General features: G+C 50.6%; 15 protein-coding genes and 2 riboswitches. Of the genes, 8 read left to right on the forward strand and 7 right to left on the reverse strand.

From position 1 onward, the window contains the following. Positions 1 to 20: 20 nt before the first annotated feature. The 6 genes from KI809_RS13270 to KI809_RS13295 all read left to right on the forward strand — a co-directional run bounded on the left by KI809_RS13270 (position 21) and on the right by KI809_RS13295 (position 4,753). Complete coding sequence (locus KI809_RS13270; RefSeq protein ID WP_214172052.1) at positions 21 to 1,976, forward strand: CoB--CoM heterodisulfide reductase iron-sulfur subunit A family protein; 1,956 nt, start codon at positions 21 to 23, stop codon at positions 1,974 to 1,976. Next, positions 1,973 to 2,431 (forward strand): hydrogenase iron-sulfur subunit, encoded by a 459-nt coding sequence (locus KI809_RS13275; RefSeq protein WP_214172053.1) that lies wholly within the window; start codon positions 1,973 to 1,975, stop codon positions 2,429 to 2,431. Before KI809_RS13270 ends, KI809_RS13275 begins: the two co-directional genes overlap by 4 nt. 13 nt (positions 2,432 to 2,444) lie before the next feature. Further along, complete coding sequence (locus tag KI809_RS13280) at positions 2,445 to 2,666, forward strand: sulfurtransferase TusA family protein (protein WP_214172054.1); 222 nt, start codon at positions 2,445 to 2,447, stop codon at positions 2,664 to 2,666. A 149-nt stretch (positions 2,667 to 2,815) separates the two neighbouring features. Next, positions 2,816 to 2,892, forward strand: a riboswitch (cyclic di-GMP riboswitch). 90 nt (positions 2,893 to 2,982) lie between these two features. Beyond that, complete coding sequence (locus KI809_RS13285) at positions 2,983 to 3,462, forward strand: response regulator (RefSeq protein WP_246559404.1); 480 nt, start codon at positions 2,983 to 2,985, stop codon at positions 3,460 to 3,462. A 177-nt stretch (positions 3,463 to 3,639) separates the two neighbouring features. Continuing rightward, complete coding sequence (locus tag KI809_RS13290) at positions 3,640 to 4,182, forward strand: NADH peroxidase (RefSeq protein ID WP_214172055.1); 543 nt, start codon at positions 3,640 to 3,642, stop codon at positions 4,180 to 4,182. A gap of 163 nt (positions 4,183 to 4,345) precedes the next feature. Further along, entirely contained in the window at positions 4,346 to 4,753 is a 408-nt protein-coding gene (locus KI809_RS13295; protein WP_214172056.1) for a hypothetical protein, read from the forward strand. A gap of 109 nt (positions 4,754 to 4,862) precedes the next feature. On the opposite strand, the gene KI809_RS13300 is transcribed toward KI809_RS13295, so the two are convergent. After that, on the reverse strand, positions 4,863 to 5,213 hold the full coding sequence (locus tag KI809_RS13300; protein ID WP_214172057.1) for a hypothetical protein: 351 nt from the start codon (positions 5,211 to 5,213) through the stop codon (positions 4,863 to 4,865). Positions 5,214 to 5,282: 69 nt separating this feature from the next. After that, positions 5,283 to 5,358, reverse strand: a riboswitch (cyclic di-GMP riboswitch). Positions 5,359 to 5,788: 430 nt separating this feature from the next. On the opposite strand from KI809_RS13300, the gene KI809_RS13305 reads away from it, so the two are divergent. Further along, positions 5,789 to 6,019: a hypothetical protein gene (locus KI809_RS13305; protein WP_214172058.1), complete on the forward strand. Its 231-nt coding sequence runs from the start codon at positions 5,789 to 5,791 to the stop codon at positions 6,017 to 6,019. A 235-nt stretch (positions 6,020 to 6,254) separates the two neighbouring features. On the opposite strand, the gene KI809_RS13310 is transcribed toward KI809_RS13305, so the two are convergent. The 6 genes from KI809_RS13310 to KI809_RS13335 all read right to left on the reverse strand — a co-directional run bounded on the left by KI809_RS13310 (position 6,255) and on the right by KI809_RS13335 (position 13,001). After that, positions 6,255 to 6,719, reverse strand: a complete 465-nt coding sequence (locus KI809_RS13310; RefSeq protein ID WP_214172224.1) for a YaiI/YqxD family protein — start codon at positions 6,717 to 6,719, stop codon at positions 6,255 to 6,257. A gap of 267 nt (positions 6,720 to 6,986) precedes the next feature. Continuing rightward, positions 6,987 to 7,211 (reverse strand): YheU family protein, encoded by a 225-nt coding sequence (locus KI809_RS13315; protein WP_246559405.1) that lies wholly within the window; start codon positions 7,209 to 7,211, stop codon positions 6,987 to 6,989. A 48-nt stretch (positions 7,212 to 7,259) separates the two neighbouring features. Then, positions 7,260 to 7,748 carry a GreA/GreB family elongation factor gene (locus KI809_RS13320; protein WP_214172059.1) on the reverse strand — a complete coding sequence of 163 codons (489 nt, stop codon included), beginning with the start codon at positions 7,746 to 7,748 and terminating at the stop codon, positions 7,260 to 7,262. A 214-nt stretch (positions 7,749 to 7,962) separates the two neighbouring features. Then, the gene (locus tag KI809_RS13325) at positions 7,963 to 10,296 is read right to left on the reverse strand and encodes an ATP-binding protein (protein WP_214172060.1); all 2,334 of its coding nucleotides are present in this window, start codon (positions 10,294 to 10,296) and stop codon (positions 7,963 to 7,965) included. A 14-nt stretch (positions 10,297 to 10,310) separates the two neighbouring features. Continuing rightward, a complete protein-coding gene (locus KI809_RS13330; protein WP_214172061.1) occupies positions 10,311 to 11,225 on the reverse strand; it encodes an ABC transporter substrate-binding protein in 915 nt (304 codons plus the stop codon). A gap of 87 nt (positions 11,226 to 11,312) precedes the next feature. Further along, complete coding sequence (locus KI809_RS13335) at positions 11,313 to 13,001, reverse strand: thiamine pyrophosphate-binding protein (RefSeq protein ID WP_214172062.1); 1,689 nt, start codon at positions 12,999 to 13,001, stop codon at positions 11,313 to 11,315. A 223-nt stretch (positions 13,002 to 13,224) separates the two neighbouring features. Between KI809_RS13335 and KI809_RS13340 the strand changes: the two genes are divergently transcribed. Beyond that, a complete protein-coding gene (locus tag KI809_RS13340; protein ID WP_214172063.1) occupies positions 13,225 to 13,974 on the forward strand; it encodes an SDR family oxidoreductase in 750 nt (249 codons plus the stop codon). Positions 13,975 to 14,005 lie beyond the last annotated feature (31 nt).

The raw sequence follows: 14,005 nt of genomic DNA on the forward strand, positions 1-14,005 counted from the left end.
GCTCCCAAGGGGTGAAAGCCATGAAAATCGGCGTATACTTCTGCAACTGCGGTACGAATATTACCGACAGGATTGATCCAGACAAAGTCAGGGACAAGCTGAAATCTTCCGGCATGATGTCTTATTTCAAGACCTGCCCGTTTCTCTGCTCGGAGGATGGCAAGGGTTTTCTGGAACAGGATCTTCAAGAGGAAAAACCGGACCGGATTGTCATAGCCGCTTGTTCACCCAGGGACCATGAGGCTACTTTCATGCGGGTGATGGAGCCGGCTGGTATGAATCCGTATTTGATGCAGATGGTAAATATCCGTGAACAGGTCGCCTGGGTCACCGAAGATCCTGAAAAAGCGGTCAACAAGGCAGCGGTGGCAATCAAAGCCGCGCTCAGGCGTGTGGAACTTCATGAACTGCTTGAAAAGCAGGAGCTGGAGGCCTCTTCAGCTGTGCTGGTAATCGGAGCCGGTCCGGCCGGTCTCAAGGCGGCGCTGACCCTGGCTGAAGCTGGACGGAAGGTGACTCTGGTGGAGAAAACTCCGGTGATCGGCGGGTTGCCTGTTTTGTTTGAGGAGCTGTTTCCCAACATGGAGTGCGGACCCTGCATGCTTGAGCCGGTCATGGGGGAGATCCTGCACGGTGAGCATGCTGAAAACATTGAGCTTCTTACCATGGCCGAACTAAGTGAGGTAGCCGGCTATTTCGGGAATTTCGAGGTCAAGATCCGGCAGAAGCCCCGTTATGTCGACATTCATCAGTGTATCGGGTGCGGTGAGTGTTTTGAGCCATGCCCCGTCAGCGGAACGAATCCGTTCAATAATAATATGGACGAGAAAAAGGCCATTGGTTTCACCTTCATGGGGGCTCTCCCCAATGCGCCGTATCTCGATCCGTCCCTTTGCACCCGCTTTACTGAGGGTTCCGACTGTACTGCTTGCAGTGCGGCCTGCCCCATGGGTGAAGGTGTTGTTGTTTTTGACGACCAGGAAAAAATCATCGAGCGGCAGGTTGGCGCCATAATGGTTGCAACCGGTTCGTCGCTCTATGATTGCTCCAGCATCGACAACCTAGGTTATGGCCGTCTTCCTGATGTTAAAACCGCCCTCGAGTTTGAGCGGATTCTTGCTTCAAACGGTCCGACCGGGGGGGAGGTGGTAACATCAACCGGAGAATCGCCGGGATCAGTGGTGTTCGTTCACTGCGTCGGATCACTCGACGATGACCACAAGCCGTACTGTTCGGGAATCTGCTGTCAATATGCCTTCAAGTTCAACCACCTTCTGGAGTCAAAACTTCCGGATGCAGAGATTGTTCATCTCTACAAAGAGATCGTCTCTCCCGGCAAGGAGGAGTATGCCTTGCACCGTGCCGCCCGGGATAACCACAAAGCAAAGTTCATCAGGTATGACCGCATTGCTGACCTTGTGGTTGCCAGCGAAGATGGCTGCCAGCAAATCCGCCTGCCGGACGGTAGCAACTTCAACGCTGATATGATTGTGCTTTGCCCGGCAGTGGTTCCCAGCTCCGACACGGTAAAACTTGGAACTATGCTGGACGTTTCCCTTGACCGCTTCGGCTTTTTCGAGGAACTCCACGGGCGAATGGATTCATCCCGCAGTAAGATACGTGGGGTCTACCTTTCCGGGGCATGCCAGGCACCGGCAGATATCCAGAGAGCAACCAATCAGGCCATGGCAGCCTCCGGATTTATCCTGTCCGAACTGGTCGAGGGGCGGAAGATCGAGCTAGATCCGCTGTTTGCCTCGGTCTATCCGGAAAAATGCGCCGGATGCAAGGTCTGCATGAGTGTCTGCCCTTACCGGGCCATAAGTTTTGATGCAGAAAACAGCGTGTCAGTGGTAAACGCGGTGCTCTGCCACGGGTGCGGCACCTGTGTCGCAGCCTGTCCCATGGGCGCTATCAAGGCAAATCACTTTACCAGCGCCATGATTCTGGCTGAAATCGAGGGGGCGTTGAAATGAGCGCAACGACATGCCTAGAGAAAGATACACCCGAGACCAATGTGGATGTCGAATTCGAACCGAAGATTGTCGGCTTCCTTTGCAACTGGTGTTCCTACGCCGGAGCAGATAAGGCCGGTTCTTCTCAAACACCATACCCGCCCAATGTCAGCATCATCAAGATCATGTGTACCGGCAGGATGGACCCCCAGTTTGTAATGAAAGCCTTCAGAGGTGGAGCGGACGGGGTGATTGTCCTGGCATGCCATCCCGGAGATTGCCACTACAAGGAGGGGAATCTCCGGGCTGCCCAGCGTCACGCCATGCTTGTCAGGTTACTGGAGCAGATGGGAATAGAGAGGGAGCGCTGCCGTTTTGATTACGTTTCCGCCGGCGAGGGCGAGAAATACGTCCAGGTAATCACCGAGATGGTTGCAACTGTTAAACAACTGGGTACACTGTCATTATCTGATTAGGAGGAGTTTAATTATGCCTGTCCAACAACTCGACGCACGCGGACTGAAGTGTCCGCAACCGACACTAAAGGTTACTGTCATGGCATCAAAAATGAAACCCGGCGATGTGCTTGAAGTGGTCGCCGACTGTGCCACCTTTGAAAAGGATGTCCGAGACTGGTGTGCCCGTTCCAAGAAAACCCTGCTCTGGTTCAAGGAAGACGGGACTGCAAAGCGTTGTCAGATCCAGTTCTAAGAGCATTGCCAATGGAGTTTGCACATAATAAAGGATAAAAGACATGACAAGGTGGAGCGCTTTGCTAGGCTCGCACTTCAACCAATCCTGGAAAAATGTTGACAAATCCTAACATAAATTTAAAATGCGAAAAAAATAGATTTAGAAATAAACGATAATACTCAACCATCCGCGAGGATGGGGCGGAAAGCCTATAGGGTCTTACTGAGACAGCCGGGTTGCCGAAATTTCACACGAGATTCGGTCCCGGCTTTTTTTTGTCAAAAAAAAGGGGGCGAGTCAATGATCTTGAGGACATGCTTGGGGAAAGTCATATATGGATGTTTCCTATTCATTCAGTGTAAATGAGCAGATGAAATCCAAAGGCAGGACTATTCTTCTCGTCGAGGATAATCTCGATGATGCCTTTTTAACCCAGAGAGCTCTGAAAAAAGCCAATATTATAAATGCAATCTATTGGGTCAAGGATGGCGTCGAAGCGCTCGATTACCTGGTGAGATGCCTTGAGCGGAGTGAAAAACTGCCAAGTCTGGTACTCCTCGATATTCACATGCCGCGACTGACCGGCATCGAGGTGTTACGGAAAATCCGTTCTGACGAGAGAACCAACTTATTACCGGTGGTTATCTTTTCCTCTTCCTCCCAGGAGAGTGATCTGATTGCCTGTTATAGCCTTGGGGTCAACAGCTATATTCAGAAACCGATCGACTTTGATCAGTTCGAGCAGGTGGTTTCATCTATTGGATATTACTGGATGCTTTTCAATCATGGCCCAACACATAAATTTGACAGGTAGAGATTTACTTCGGCTTTTTAGGGCGACGAGATAAAGGAAGGCACCATGTCTTAGCCTAAAATGAGGCCGGTTCTTGAATTGCTCTCCTCCTTAAACGTGTTAATATATAAAATCCTTACCTGACGCTGGCATGCCAGCCAGGCCATTATCTGATACGTTACGACAAAGGAGGAAGCTATGAAGAAATATGTCTGTACTATTTGCGGCTACATCCATGAGGGCGACGCTCCCCCAACCGAGTGTCCACAATGCAAGGCTCCAGCAGATAAGTTTGTCCTCAAAGTGGAAGGTGACCTTAGTTGGGCCGATGAACACAAGATCGGCATTGCCCAAGGTATCGATCAGGAGATCATCGAAGGACTGAAGAGGAACTTCATGGGCGAATGTACTGAAGTCGGCATGTACCTGGCAATGAGCCGTCAGGCCGACCGCGAAGGATACCCTGAAGTCGCTGAAGCCTACAAAAGGATCGCGTTAGAGGAAGCTGAGCATGCTGCCAAGTTTGCCGAGTTGTTAGGTGAAGTTGTAATGGCAGACACCAAGACCAACCTTACAATGCGTGTCGATGCCGAGAATGGGGCCTGCAAAGGTAAAAAGGACTTGGCGACCAAAGCCAAACAACTCAACTACGATGCCATTCATGACACTGTTCATGAAATGTGTAAAGATGAAGCCCGCCACGGACAAGTCTTCGCCGGACTCTTGAAGCGCTACTTTTGACGCCAACTCTTCTCCTCTGATTGTAAAGCTGGTTTTTTAGACGTTCGATTCAGCGAGATGCTATTTGGCATCTCGCTGAATGGTCTCAGAGATATGTAACGAAAACTGCTTTAAGAGCCGTCCGGTTCACAGCGATAGTCGACAGCAGAACCTGGGAGGTGATATGTCGAAATATAAAGTCCGCTTCACTCTTACAAGCGGTAATCTCGAAACAGCACACAGCTGCGACTGCCAAAAGTGGATTCGTCACCTTGCTACTAACAAGGTCAAAATGAGTGACTTGCAGGCGTTGTTCAACGGCAAGTTCCCGGCAGGGAAAATGTTCGTGCTCGACATGCTTGAATTTCTAAGGAAGAGCGATGGTGTTCTCGATCGCTTTTTGATCAAACGCGGAGGGGTACAAAATGACGACCTGCCATCCATCGATAACGATGCGGTTCGTCAATTGCTTAACAACGAGTTCCCTGATGTGGTTGCCGAGATTGCGAACCTAGAAGGTACTAAAAGAGTAATCAAACGCAGGCCGGGAACCGTTGACATGTCCGCTTTAAAGGCACTAGCTAAAAAATAGAGATCAATTATCATCCTACAACGATTCCAGTCTCTGGGGGGATATCCCCTGCCTCTAGGGGCGTGGTGATATTGCGGGATTTAACGGCTATTTCAGAAAGTCTCTTCTTTCAAAAAGCGACCCCAAATTTGACACTGACTCCTCCGAGGCATGCTACTTCCTGACGAGTGGCAGAACTGCTGGCTTGCATGCGACTTTCCTGGGGATTACTTCCGGATTCATAGATGAAGGTTACAGATACGCTGCCGTAGCGAACCATGACATTGCCGTCGTCATCCATGGCAAGCCGTATTTTTTTCAGAGAATGGGGCTGGAGATTTGCTTGGTCAATGTTTTGCTGGCTGATTGTCTGAGTAAAGGTCACTGTTTCTGCAAAAGCGCTCTGAGGAGCAAGGAGTAAAGAGGCGGCGGACAGTATTGCCGAGAGAAAGCTGCAAGAGCTGATATGCCGTGGTTTCATATTATCCTCCGTTACTTTCGTAAAGCATTTGACACAAAAAAAGCCGGATCGCCCATATCGTGTTGATATTTCGGCGACCCGGCTGTCTCAGTAAGACCCTTGGGCTTTCCGTCCCACCCTTACGGGAGGTTTAGTATTGTCGATATCTGCTGCTATTCAATTGAACCAACCATAGCATTTTCTATGGGAAGGTTAATGTGATTCGAGTCACTGTTTGCATATGTAATGTGGCATTTAGCAATAAATTGAAAGCTTAAGCGTCAGCTAGTATTTATCGCATGCATAAAAATGCATGTACAATAAATTAATACTATATGGCCTATTATGGTAATTGCACCTATTAACAGTATATTAGCCGTGTGTCACTGCCCTTCGGCTCAATAATGCAACTCGTGCCATGCTGTATTTTTTATACAGTTGATTGTCACCATATGACGAGTCAGAAGAGCTAAGTTGACGTCTTCTTAATAATTTCAGAGCGTTACGATATAATGTGTGTAAATGTTAATTGTTGGTATGCATGCTGCTATAAACCCACTAGAAGCGATGTTGAAAAAATGGGATAGGAGGATGATATGAAAACGACACAACGCATCATGACGACAGTACTGCTGTGGATTGCAATGTTTGGGGGCACTGCCCATGCTGCTACAACCACGAAGATATACAGCAGCGGTGTCCTTGTAATCGGTTTTTTGGCATTATGTGCGTTGGTTTTAGTCGTGCAGCTCATCCCGGCCATTATGACTGTTGTAGGGATGATAAAAGGAGCCGCCCACAAGAAGGAAGTTGCGTCTTATAAATAGCCAGAATATCGGTGGCACCGCTATTAGCATGCAATTGATAACTATCTGATCATTGGCAACTAATCATCTGATTCCGGTGTAATCAAGAGAGGCTGAACATCGTTAGAGTTCAGCCTCTTTGTATTCTTTGTCAAAGCATCAGGTGCTTTGGTATTGTTAGGTAGCGGATATCTGCAGTGTTATGAAGTCGGCAGGTTGAAGCTTGACTTTGCCCTTTTGATGCAACCGATTTTTACTAGACAGGCCGCTTACCGCGCAGCATTTGGGTGAGCAACCGGTCAAGGGATGAGGCAAAGCGCTGCCGGTCAGTAAGGCTAAACTGGCTTGGCCCTCCCTGAACGACCCCTTCCGAACGCAGTTCCATCATCAGGTCTCGCATGGAGAGTCTTTCCCCAACATTTTCCTCGGTGTACAGTTCACCTCTCGGGTCCAAAGCAATGCTGCCTTTGGCAACTACCCTTGCCGCCAAGGGGATGTCGGCGGTTATCACCAGGTCTTCTACCGCTGCATTCTCGACAATATAGTCATCAGCCTTGTCAAAACCGTCAGCGACGACTATGGATTCAATAAGGGCTGTGTTGTGTTTGGAGAGACTCGTGTTTGCTACAAGTGTTACCCGCAAACTGAGTCGTTCTGAGGCACGAAAGACGATATCCTTGATAACCCGTGGGCAGGCATCGGCATCAATCCATATTTTCAGGGTAAATACTCCTTGTCGGTGGATTTTGTCGGTTGCTGTTTAATTCAATGCCGCACTGGGCAAGTGCTTATGGAGATTTTTCATGTCCAGGCAGAAAAATTATGGGCAATTATCGCACTTATTGGTCATTACTGTTTCCACCTGACACCGGCATTTTATGCAGGCATTTTCCCATTCAGGGTGTCCTGCGGCAACAGCTCGGCTCTTAGCCTCCAGGCGTAATACCTCAGCTTCCATTTCTTGATTATACTGATCTTCAAACATGGCTTATCCTTTGTTCGGCACGATATTACAGGTATTCGTTTTTAAATCGAAAACTATCTTGGCCTTGTTTTCATGCAACTGCTGGCGTACCTGCAGAATTTTATCGTCCAGTGTGTGGCAGGAGTTGCCCAGTTCCTCCCATTCTCTGGTAACAAACTCGGCAATCAGGTTTTGCAAGACATCGGGGCGATACGTTCCAAAGGCACTTCCACGCCATCCTCCTGGCATGTAGGCCGTTGCTCCTGATGAAAGCAATCATCGGGAACCATGACTACTTCAACAAACTTCGACAATGTCATACTCCGTGCGGCAGATGCCCGCCTCGATCTCGACAGAATCTCCAACGCATTTGCCAATAAGCTCTCGTCCCATGGGCGAGCCTGGGGTAATCAACACGATTTCTTGTCCTTGATGCTCGATCTTCAAACCCCCTTCGATTGGTCCGATGAATACCAGTTTTCTCGCACCCAAGGGATCCTCCAAGGCGACTAGCGAGGTCAGGCGAATAGTCTCATCGTTTGCCTCGTACAGTTTTAGTTGTTTGTAAATCTCTATCGATTTCCGTATTTCTCGGGCGCGATTAGCCTGCCCTTGGGCCACATACGATGCTTCCAGGGCAAGCGTGTCATACTTGTTGTCAGGAATGTTCTCTTCGTGGGTTGCTGCCGCGTGGGCAGTCTTGGCCGCGGTCAGAAGAACATGCAGATCGTCGGTGAGCTGTGAGATTATCTTCTGCAGAAGTTCCTGCTTGTCAATGTTCAGCATCTAGTCACTCACCGAATATTGCGTAAGGTATTGTTACGGCTGTCAGGGCTCAAAGCTGATGGATTCCAGGCATCGTGTCATCATGTAGCAGCAAATTCGGTCGGGCGTATGCAGACCTGGCAATGCCGCTTTCACCATCTTCAGCCACAAGGATTGCAGGCAGGGTCTGCAAGGTAATCGGTAGCAAGGTCCGTGTTCTTCCGATCACCATCAATTACGAGGGGGTGCAGTTGTCCTCATGTCGGCACTCCCTTGTTTTCTCCATGTATTCTTTAAGCAGGGCCAGGATCGCCTTTGTCCGGTAGCTGCCGGCCAGTTCGAGGATTCTTTCTGCAAAAAAACGGTATTGCGGTTCATCAATGGCCAGCTGAGCTGCCCAAGCCTGGATTTTTCGCACATCGCCCAGCAGGGCCAGCTCATATACCTCTTCAAGCCCATCCGGTGACGGAATCTCCTGCGTGGTCGGCTCATCTTCACCTGGAGCGACATACTGTGAGGTCTGGAAGTCGGGCTTTACCACGTTCCATTCTATCGCGAGCTGTTCCCTGATCCGCTCAAGGAGCAGATCCATCTGGATCGGTTTGGTCACGAAAGCGTCACAGATTGACATGAAGTCTTCTTTGTATGCCGAATCAGTGACAGTTGCTGAGGCGCCAATGATTTTGGTCCCGGAAAGCTCCGGAGTCTTGCGGATTGCCCGAGCAGCTTCAAAACCGTCTATGTCGGGCATGACCAGATCCATGATTACCAGATCCGGAGAATGGCTCAGCGCGCTTTGCAGGGCATACCGACCGTTTTCCGCAGTAGACACAACGAATCCGAGCGGTTCCAGCAGCGAGACCAGCACGGAAGTGTTGTTGATGTTGTCGTCTGCCACCAGGATACTCTTGCGCTCTCCATAATAGCCGACAATGCTTTGTTGCTGCAACTTGTACGGAGTGATCTCCATCTCCAAAACCTGCGGCAACGGCAGTTCCATAAGGAAAGTGCTTCCAGTGCCGATTTTGCTTTCTACCGTGATTGTGCCATGCATAAGTGTCAGCAGGCGTTTGGTGATATTCAGCCCCAATCCGGTTCCTTCCCGGACCTGTCGGTTGGTTGCCAGCTGAGTAAACCGGTCGAAAATTGTTTCAAGCTTTTCCTGGGGGATACCGACACCAGTGTCGGTCACTTCACAGCGTAAGATGCCGTCTTCGGCATAATCATAGGCCACGCGAAGGGTGATTCCTCCTTTGCGGGTATACTTGACTGCATTGCTCAGCAGATTTAACAGGATTTGCCGAAGCTTGCGTTCATCTCCTTTGACATATTGCGGCAGAGTGGTTGTTGCTTCATAAAGGAATCGCAGCTCCTTCTCCTCTGCCTGCAGTTTGGTGAGATTAAACACCTGGCGCACAAGAGCAGGAAGGTCAAAGGGGGCTTCGTCGATATCCATTTTGCATGCCTCGATCTTGCCCACATCCAGGATGTCATTGATCAGCATCAGCAGGTGCTCACCGCTGGAGCGCATGATCTCCAGCTGTTGTTGCTGGGTTTCGTTCAGGTTTTCCTGGCGTTTGAGAATCTGGGCATAGCCGAGAATGGCGTTCAACGGCGTACGCAGTTCATGGCTCATACTGGAAAGGAAATCGCTCTTGGCGCGGTTGGCTGATTCTGCCTGCTCCTTGGCAAGAGTCAATTCCGTCGTCCGCTCCGCAACCAGGTCTTCGAGGTGGTCGCGATGGCGTTTCAATTCATCTTCCCGCTCCTTTATGGCGCGGCTCATCCGGTTGAATTCGGTCGACAGTTTCCCGATTTCGCTTTTGGGGGAATTGACCGATACCTCCGGATGCTCCCCTTCCTGGATCTCCTTAACAGCGTTAATAAGGGTATACAAGGGACGTGATGCCAGAGTTATGAACAGGTAAAGCAGCAGCACGCCGGCAGTGGAAAAGGCAACTGCCAGTAAGGCGCCGCGGATGATAATTTGGCGTTCGGATTTGCTCATGACCTCTTTGGAGAGACCGATGCGCACCCAGCCGATTTGCTCCCTTACGGTCGGCGTTGATTCGTTTCCTTCCAGAAGAAAGAACCCTTCACTCGCTTTTACGGTAAAAACCGGCACCATGAATTCAAAAAAATCGTCATGTTCGGAAAAACTGGGTGCCAGCGTCGAAGCTTTATCCAGCAACGTCCCGACCGGATGGCGTTTTCCCTCATGGAGCAAAACTTCTGCGCGTGTGGTCAGGAACGATACGAATGCAATGTCTTTAATAGCCATCACTGAACGAGCCGAGCTTCTCAGTTGCTCGATATTTTCTGACAACAGCGACAGCTCGGCGTTGCCGGCGGCAAGGGCAGCGACGGTTTCTCCCTTTTCGATGATTTCGTTGCGCAGAATTTTTCTCTCAGTGGAGATCGACTCAAGGGTATAAATCAGGGAGATAATGATGATCATCGGGAACAGAAACAACAACGCCTGTCCCTTGAATGTCAAAGGAACCAGGGCCTTGAATCTATTGCGGCGCTGTCCGGGCATAGGATCGTTGCTGTGCTGTGGGCCTGTCATTATCCGGTCCGGTGTCATTGATAGACCTTCTTTGCCTTTTTCAACATTTCATCCGGTATGGCAATTCCCATCTTCCGCGCAGTATTGCTGTTGACGTACAGATTGTATCTTCGCGGCGGAGACGACGAGATTTCGGCAGCCTCGCTCCCGCTCAGAATGGCTTGCACCTTTTCGGCAATTTGTCTGCTGACCGTTTTGGGGTCGAATACCAGGGCAAAGAGTGATCCTTGCTTGACGTTCGCCTCCGAGATGCCGAGCAGCGGGATATTGTTCCTGAACGAGAACAGGTAGATATTTGCCATGACCTGAGCGGTGAGAAGGCTTGTATCAGGAAGCAGCAATAGTGATCTGGCGCCTTGGAGCCGGTTGACGGTACTGACCAGTTCCGCTGAACTGGTAACATGATAAGTGTCAATATGGGCTGCTTCACTAGTGAGCAGCCCTTTTACCAGGTTTGGGCTGCCCACTACCGAAACTCTGGCAATCGAGGGGAGATATTTTCTGATAGCCGCCACATATTCGCTTACCGGAGGTGACATGTAGACACCGGTGATGTTGGCTCTGCCGCTCTTTGGCGGGACTACCACGAGTCCATAGACCACGGCAACCGAAGGTGGCAACCGCATGGCTTCGCTGAGCGCATCCATCCCCAGGGCAACGACGATCTGCGCTGCCTCCCGTTCCACAACGGCACCAAGTCTTCCCTTTATTTCCGAGGTAGCATACTCTTTGCCCTGGGTTCTGAGGCCCAGCTGGATCTCGGAGACAACATCGCTAACCAGGGCAAACTGGGTATCTCCGATTATGAGGACTTTGGCGGCGTAGGCGGGTGAGGCCAATAGCACCAGGAATAGCAGTAAAAACACCGTGGAGTGAAAATGGCGATTTGAGAGCTGAGGAGTCCTGTTATGGGGTACTGTGATGTTCAATGAGCCGGTTCCGGTTGGTTCTCAATAGGTGGAGTGCCAAAGAATAGTTGGATTTGTCGTTACCAGAATGAAATATACCATCTTTTTTTAAGTGTACAGTTTTTCCAGTGATGCTATGCGCGATTGTATCGGCGGCACTGCTTCTTGGTCGATGATGACATCGAGCACGGTTGGCATGCCGGATGATATGATTTCTTCAATAAGTTCCCGGTTTATCTGGCCCGGTTCCGTAATTCTGATACCCCTGGCGCCCAACCCCTCAGCGAGTTTCACGAAATCCACCGGCGCAAATCCGGAGGGAATCCCTTCCGGTATCCCTGAGAGTTTCCTGGCATGGTAAACCATGCCGAGCATGGAGTTGTTCATGACCACCCAGATCACCGGAATCTTGTAATTGACGGCAGTAGCCACCTCCATGCCGTTCATCAGGAAGGAGCCGTCTCCCACTATGGATACCACCGGTCTGGCACCGGCAGCAAGCTTTGCCCCGATTGCCGCTGCTGTCGCAAACCCCATGGACGCAAAGCCGAGGCCGACATAAAAGGTATAGGGCTGGGTAATCGGCAAGTGGTGAATAGCCCAGGCCATGCTGTTACCGTTGTCGACAAAGTAAATAGTGTCTTCCGGCAGGCTGTCGGACAGATCTTTGATCATTCGTGCCGGCTTGTAAGGGAGGTTGTCACAGGTGTCTGGTGTCACTGCGAACTCTTCCTTGATGGCCTGAACTTCCTGACGCCTGCTAACGCCCAGTTTGCCACTGGTCTTGCTTTGTCTGAGCAACTGGTGGGCCAGTTCATGCAAAACGGTTTTGGCGTCTCCGGCGATACCGACGTCCACATAGTAGTTTTTACCGATTTCATTACAGTCGATATCGATCTGAATTAAAGATTTCATTGGCCGCAATCTCTTGTCCCAGCCTGATGTCACGAATTCATTGAAACTGGTTCCGACTGCCAGCATGACATCCACATCCCTGCTGAGAATGTATTCTTGTGAAACCAGGGAACCGGCGAATCCCAATACCCCAAGGGATAAAGGGTGCGCCTCGCTGATGACACCCTTGGCCTTGGGAGAGGTGGCAACCGGGATGTCCATCATCTCAGCCAGCATCAACAGCTCTTTATCTGCTTGCGAAAGCACCGAACCCCAGCCGGCCACGATGACTGGCCTTTCCGCTTCCATCAAGAGCTTTGCCGCCTCTATGACCCCTTCCCGGTCAAACCCCAGAACCTGAGTGGTATTGCAGCGTCCGTTGCTATCCCCGGCCTTGCGTTTCATGATATCAGTGGGGAGATTCAGGTGAACCGGTCCTTTTCTGCCGCTTAGCGCCAGTCTTCTTGCCTTGGAGATCATCTCCCAGGCCTTTTTTTCGTTGATAACGATGTCGCTGTATTTAGAGATATGCCGGAACATGCTGACGATGCTGAAGCTCTGCACGGCAAATTCCTGGATGGCCCCTTTGCCGAATAAAGAGGTTGCCACCTGGCCGGTCAGAGCGATCACTGGGATGGAATCGCCACAGGATGAGGCCAGGCCGGTAATCATGTTTGTGGCGCCGGGCCCTGCGGTGCTGCAACAGACGGAAATATTACCGCTGACCCTGGCAAAACCGTCAGCCATGAAAGCCGCTCCTTCTTCGTGCTTGGCCACGATCACCTTGATCTTGCTCTTGTGCAGGGCGTTGTTGAGCGGCTCAATCGCCCCGCCGGGAACGCCAAAGACATACTCCACGCCATGTTTTTCCAGATAATCGACAATGACCTCTGCAGCATTCATCGCATTCTCCTTTCTCGTTATATCGAGTGCTTGGTAACTATTCTGAAATCTTTTCTTAATTTTTCTCCAAAATTTGCATTTTGCCTGAGATGTGGCATTGTCAATCTGGGAAAAATTCAGGCACTGGCTGCATATCGACATTTTTTGCGATATTTTGTTTAACTGTTTTTCAAAACAAAAATTTCACCCGGATTCCTGGGGCGGGTACCAAGGAGGAACATCAATGCAGAAACTATCCGGCAAGAACGCCCTGATCACGGGGGGCAACAGCGGTATCGGACTGGCTACTGCCAGACTCTTTAGGGAACACGGGGCGAGTCTCATTATCACTGGACGCGATCAGGCAAGTCTGGCAGAGGCGCGGACGGCTCTGGGCGAGGATGTCCTCGCTGTGCAGAGCGACGCCGGCAATCTTGCTGATATCGAACAGTTGATGAATGTTGCAAAGGAGCGGTGCGGACAACTGGATGTTCTGTTTGTCAATGCCGGCATGGCCCTGGCAGCGCCGTTTGAGTTGGTGGCAGAAAACATCTTTGACGAGATGGTGGCAGTCAACATCAAGGGGATCTTTTTTACCATTCAGAAGGCTTTGCCACTGCTGGCGAATGGCTCCTCGGTAATTATCACAACTTCAATCACCAACCAGATGGGATCTCCCAACTTCAGCGTGTACGGCGCCTGCAAGGCAGCGCAGCGCTCCTTGGTAAAATCGCTGGGCTTGGAGTTGATCGGCAGGGGGATTCGAGTCAATGCCATCAGCCCCGGCCCGATCGCCACACCGATGTATGGTAGGGTAGGTCTGCCGAACGAGGTCGAACAAATGGTCAAGGCCGAAATCCAGGGCAAATCGCCGCTAAAGCGTTTCGGCGAATCGGAAGAAGTCGCCAAGGTTGCATTGTTTCTCGCTTCCGATGATTCCTCGTATATCGTTGGTGACGAGATCGTGGTGGATGGCGGCATGAGCCTTCTTTAGCAGAGCAGAATATCTCTTTTATAGGTGAGAG

It is taken from the genome of Geoanaerobacter pelophilus (assembly GCF_018476885.1).
In the GTDB taxonomy this organism is placed as follows: Bacteria; Desulfobacterota; Desulfuromonadia; order Geobacterales; family DSM-12255; genus Geoanaerobacter; species Geoanaerobacter pelophilus.

Coding starts and splice junctions, on each gene's coding strand:
- KI809_RS13270 (WP_214172052.1), top strand. CDS start 21: ATGAAAATCGGCGTATACTTCTGCAACTGCGGTACGAATATTACCGAC.
- KI809_RS13275 (WP_214172053.1), top strand. CDS start 1,973: ATGAGCGCAACGACATGCCTAGAGAAAGATACACCCGAGACCAATGTG.
- KI809_RS13280 (WP_214172054.1), top strand. CDS start 2,445: ATGCCTGTCCAACAACTCGACGCACGCGGACTGAAGTGTCCGCAACCG.
- KI809_RS13285 (WP_246559404.1), top strand. CDS start 2,983: ATGGATGTTTCCTATTCATTCAGTGTAAATGAGCAGATGAAATCCAAA.
- KI809_RS13290 (WP_214172055.1), top strand. CDS start 3,640: ATGAAGAAATATGTCTGTACTATTTGCGGCTACATCCATGAGGGCGAC.
- KI809_RS13295 (WP_214172056.1), top strand. CDS start 4,346: ATGTCGAAATATAAAGTCCGCTTCACTCTTACAAGCGGTAATCTCGAA.
- KI809_RS13300 (WP_214172057.1), bottom strand. CDS start 5,213: ATGAAACCACGGCATATCAGCTCTTGCAGCTTTCTCTCGGCAATACTG.
- KI809_RS13305 (WP_214172058.1), top strand. CDS start 5,789: ATGAAAACGACACAACGCATCATGACGACAGTACTGCTGTGGATTGCA.
- KI809_RS13315 (WP_246559405.1), bottom strand. CDS start 7,211: ATGCCAGGAGGATGGCGTGGAAGTGCCTTTGGAACGTATCGCCCCGAT.
- KI809_RS13320 (WP_214172059.1), bottom strand. CDS start 7,748: ATGCTGAACATTGACAAGCAGGAACTTCTGCAGAAGATAATCTCACAG.
- KI809_RS13325 (WP_214172060.1), bottom strand. CDS start 10,296: ATGACAGGCCCACAGCACAGCAACGATCCTATGCCCGGACAGCGCCGC.
- KI809_RS13335 (WP_214172062.1), bottom strand. CDS start 13,001: ATGAATGCTGCAGAGGTCATTGTCGATTATCTGGAAAAACATGGCGTG.
- KI809_RS13340 (WP_214172063.1), top strand. CDS start 13,225: ATGCAGAAACTATCCGGCAAGAACGCCCTGATCACGGGGGGCAACAGC.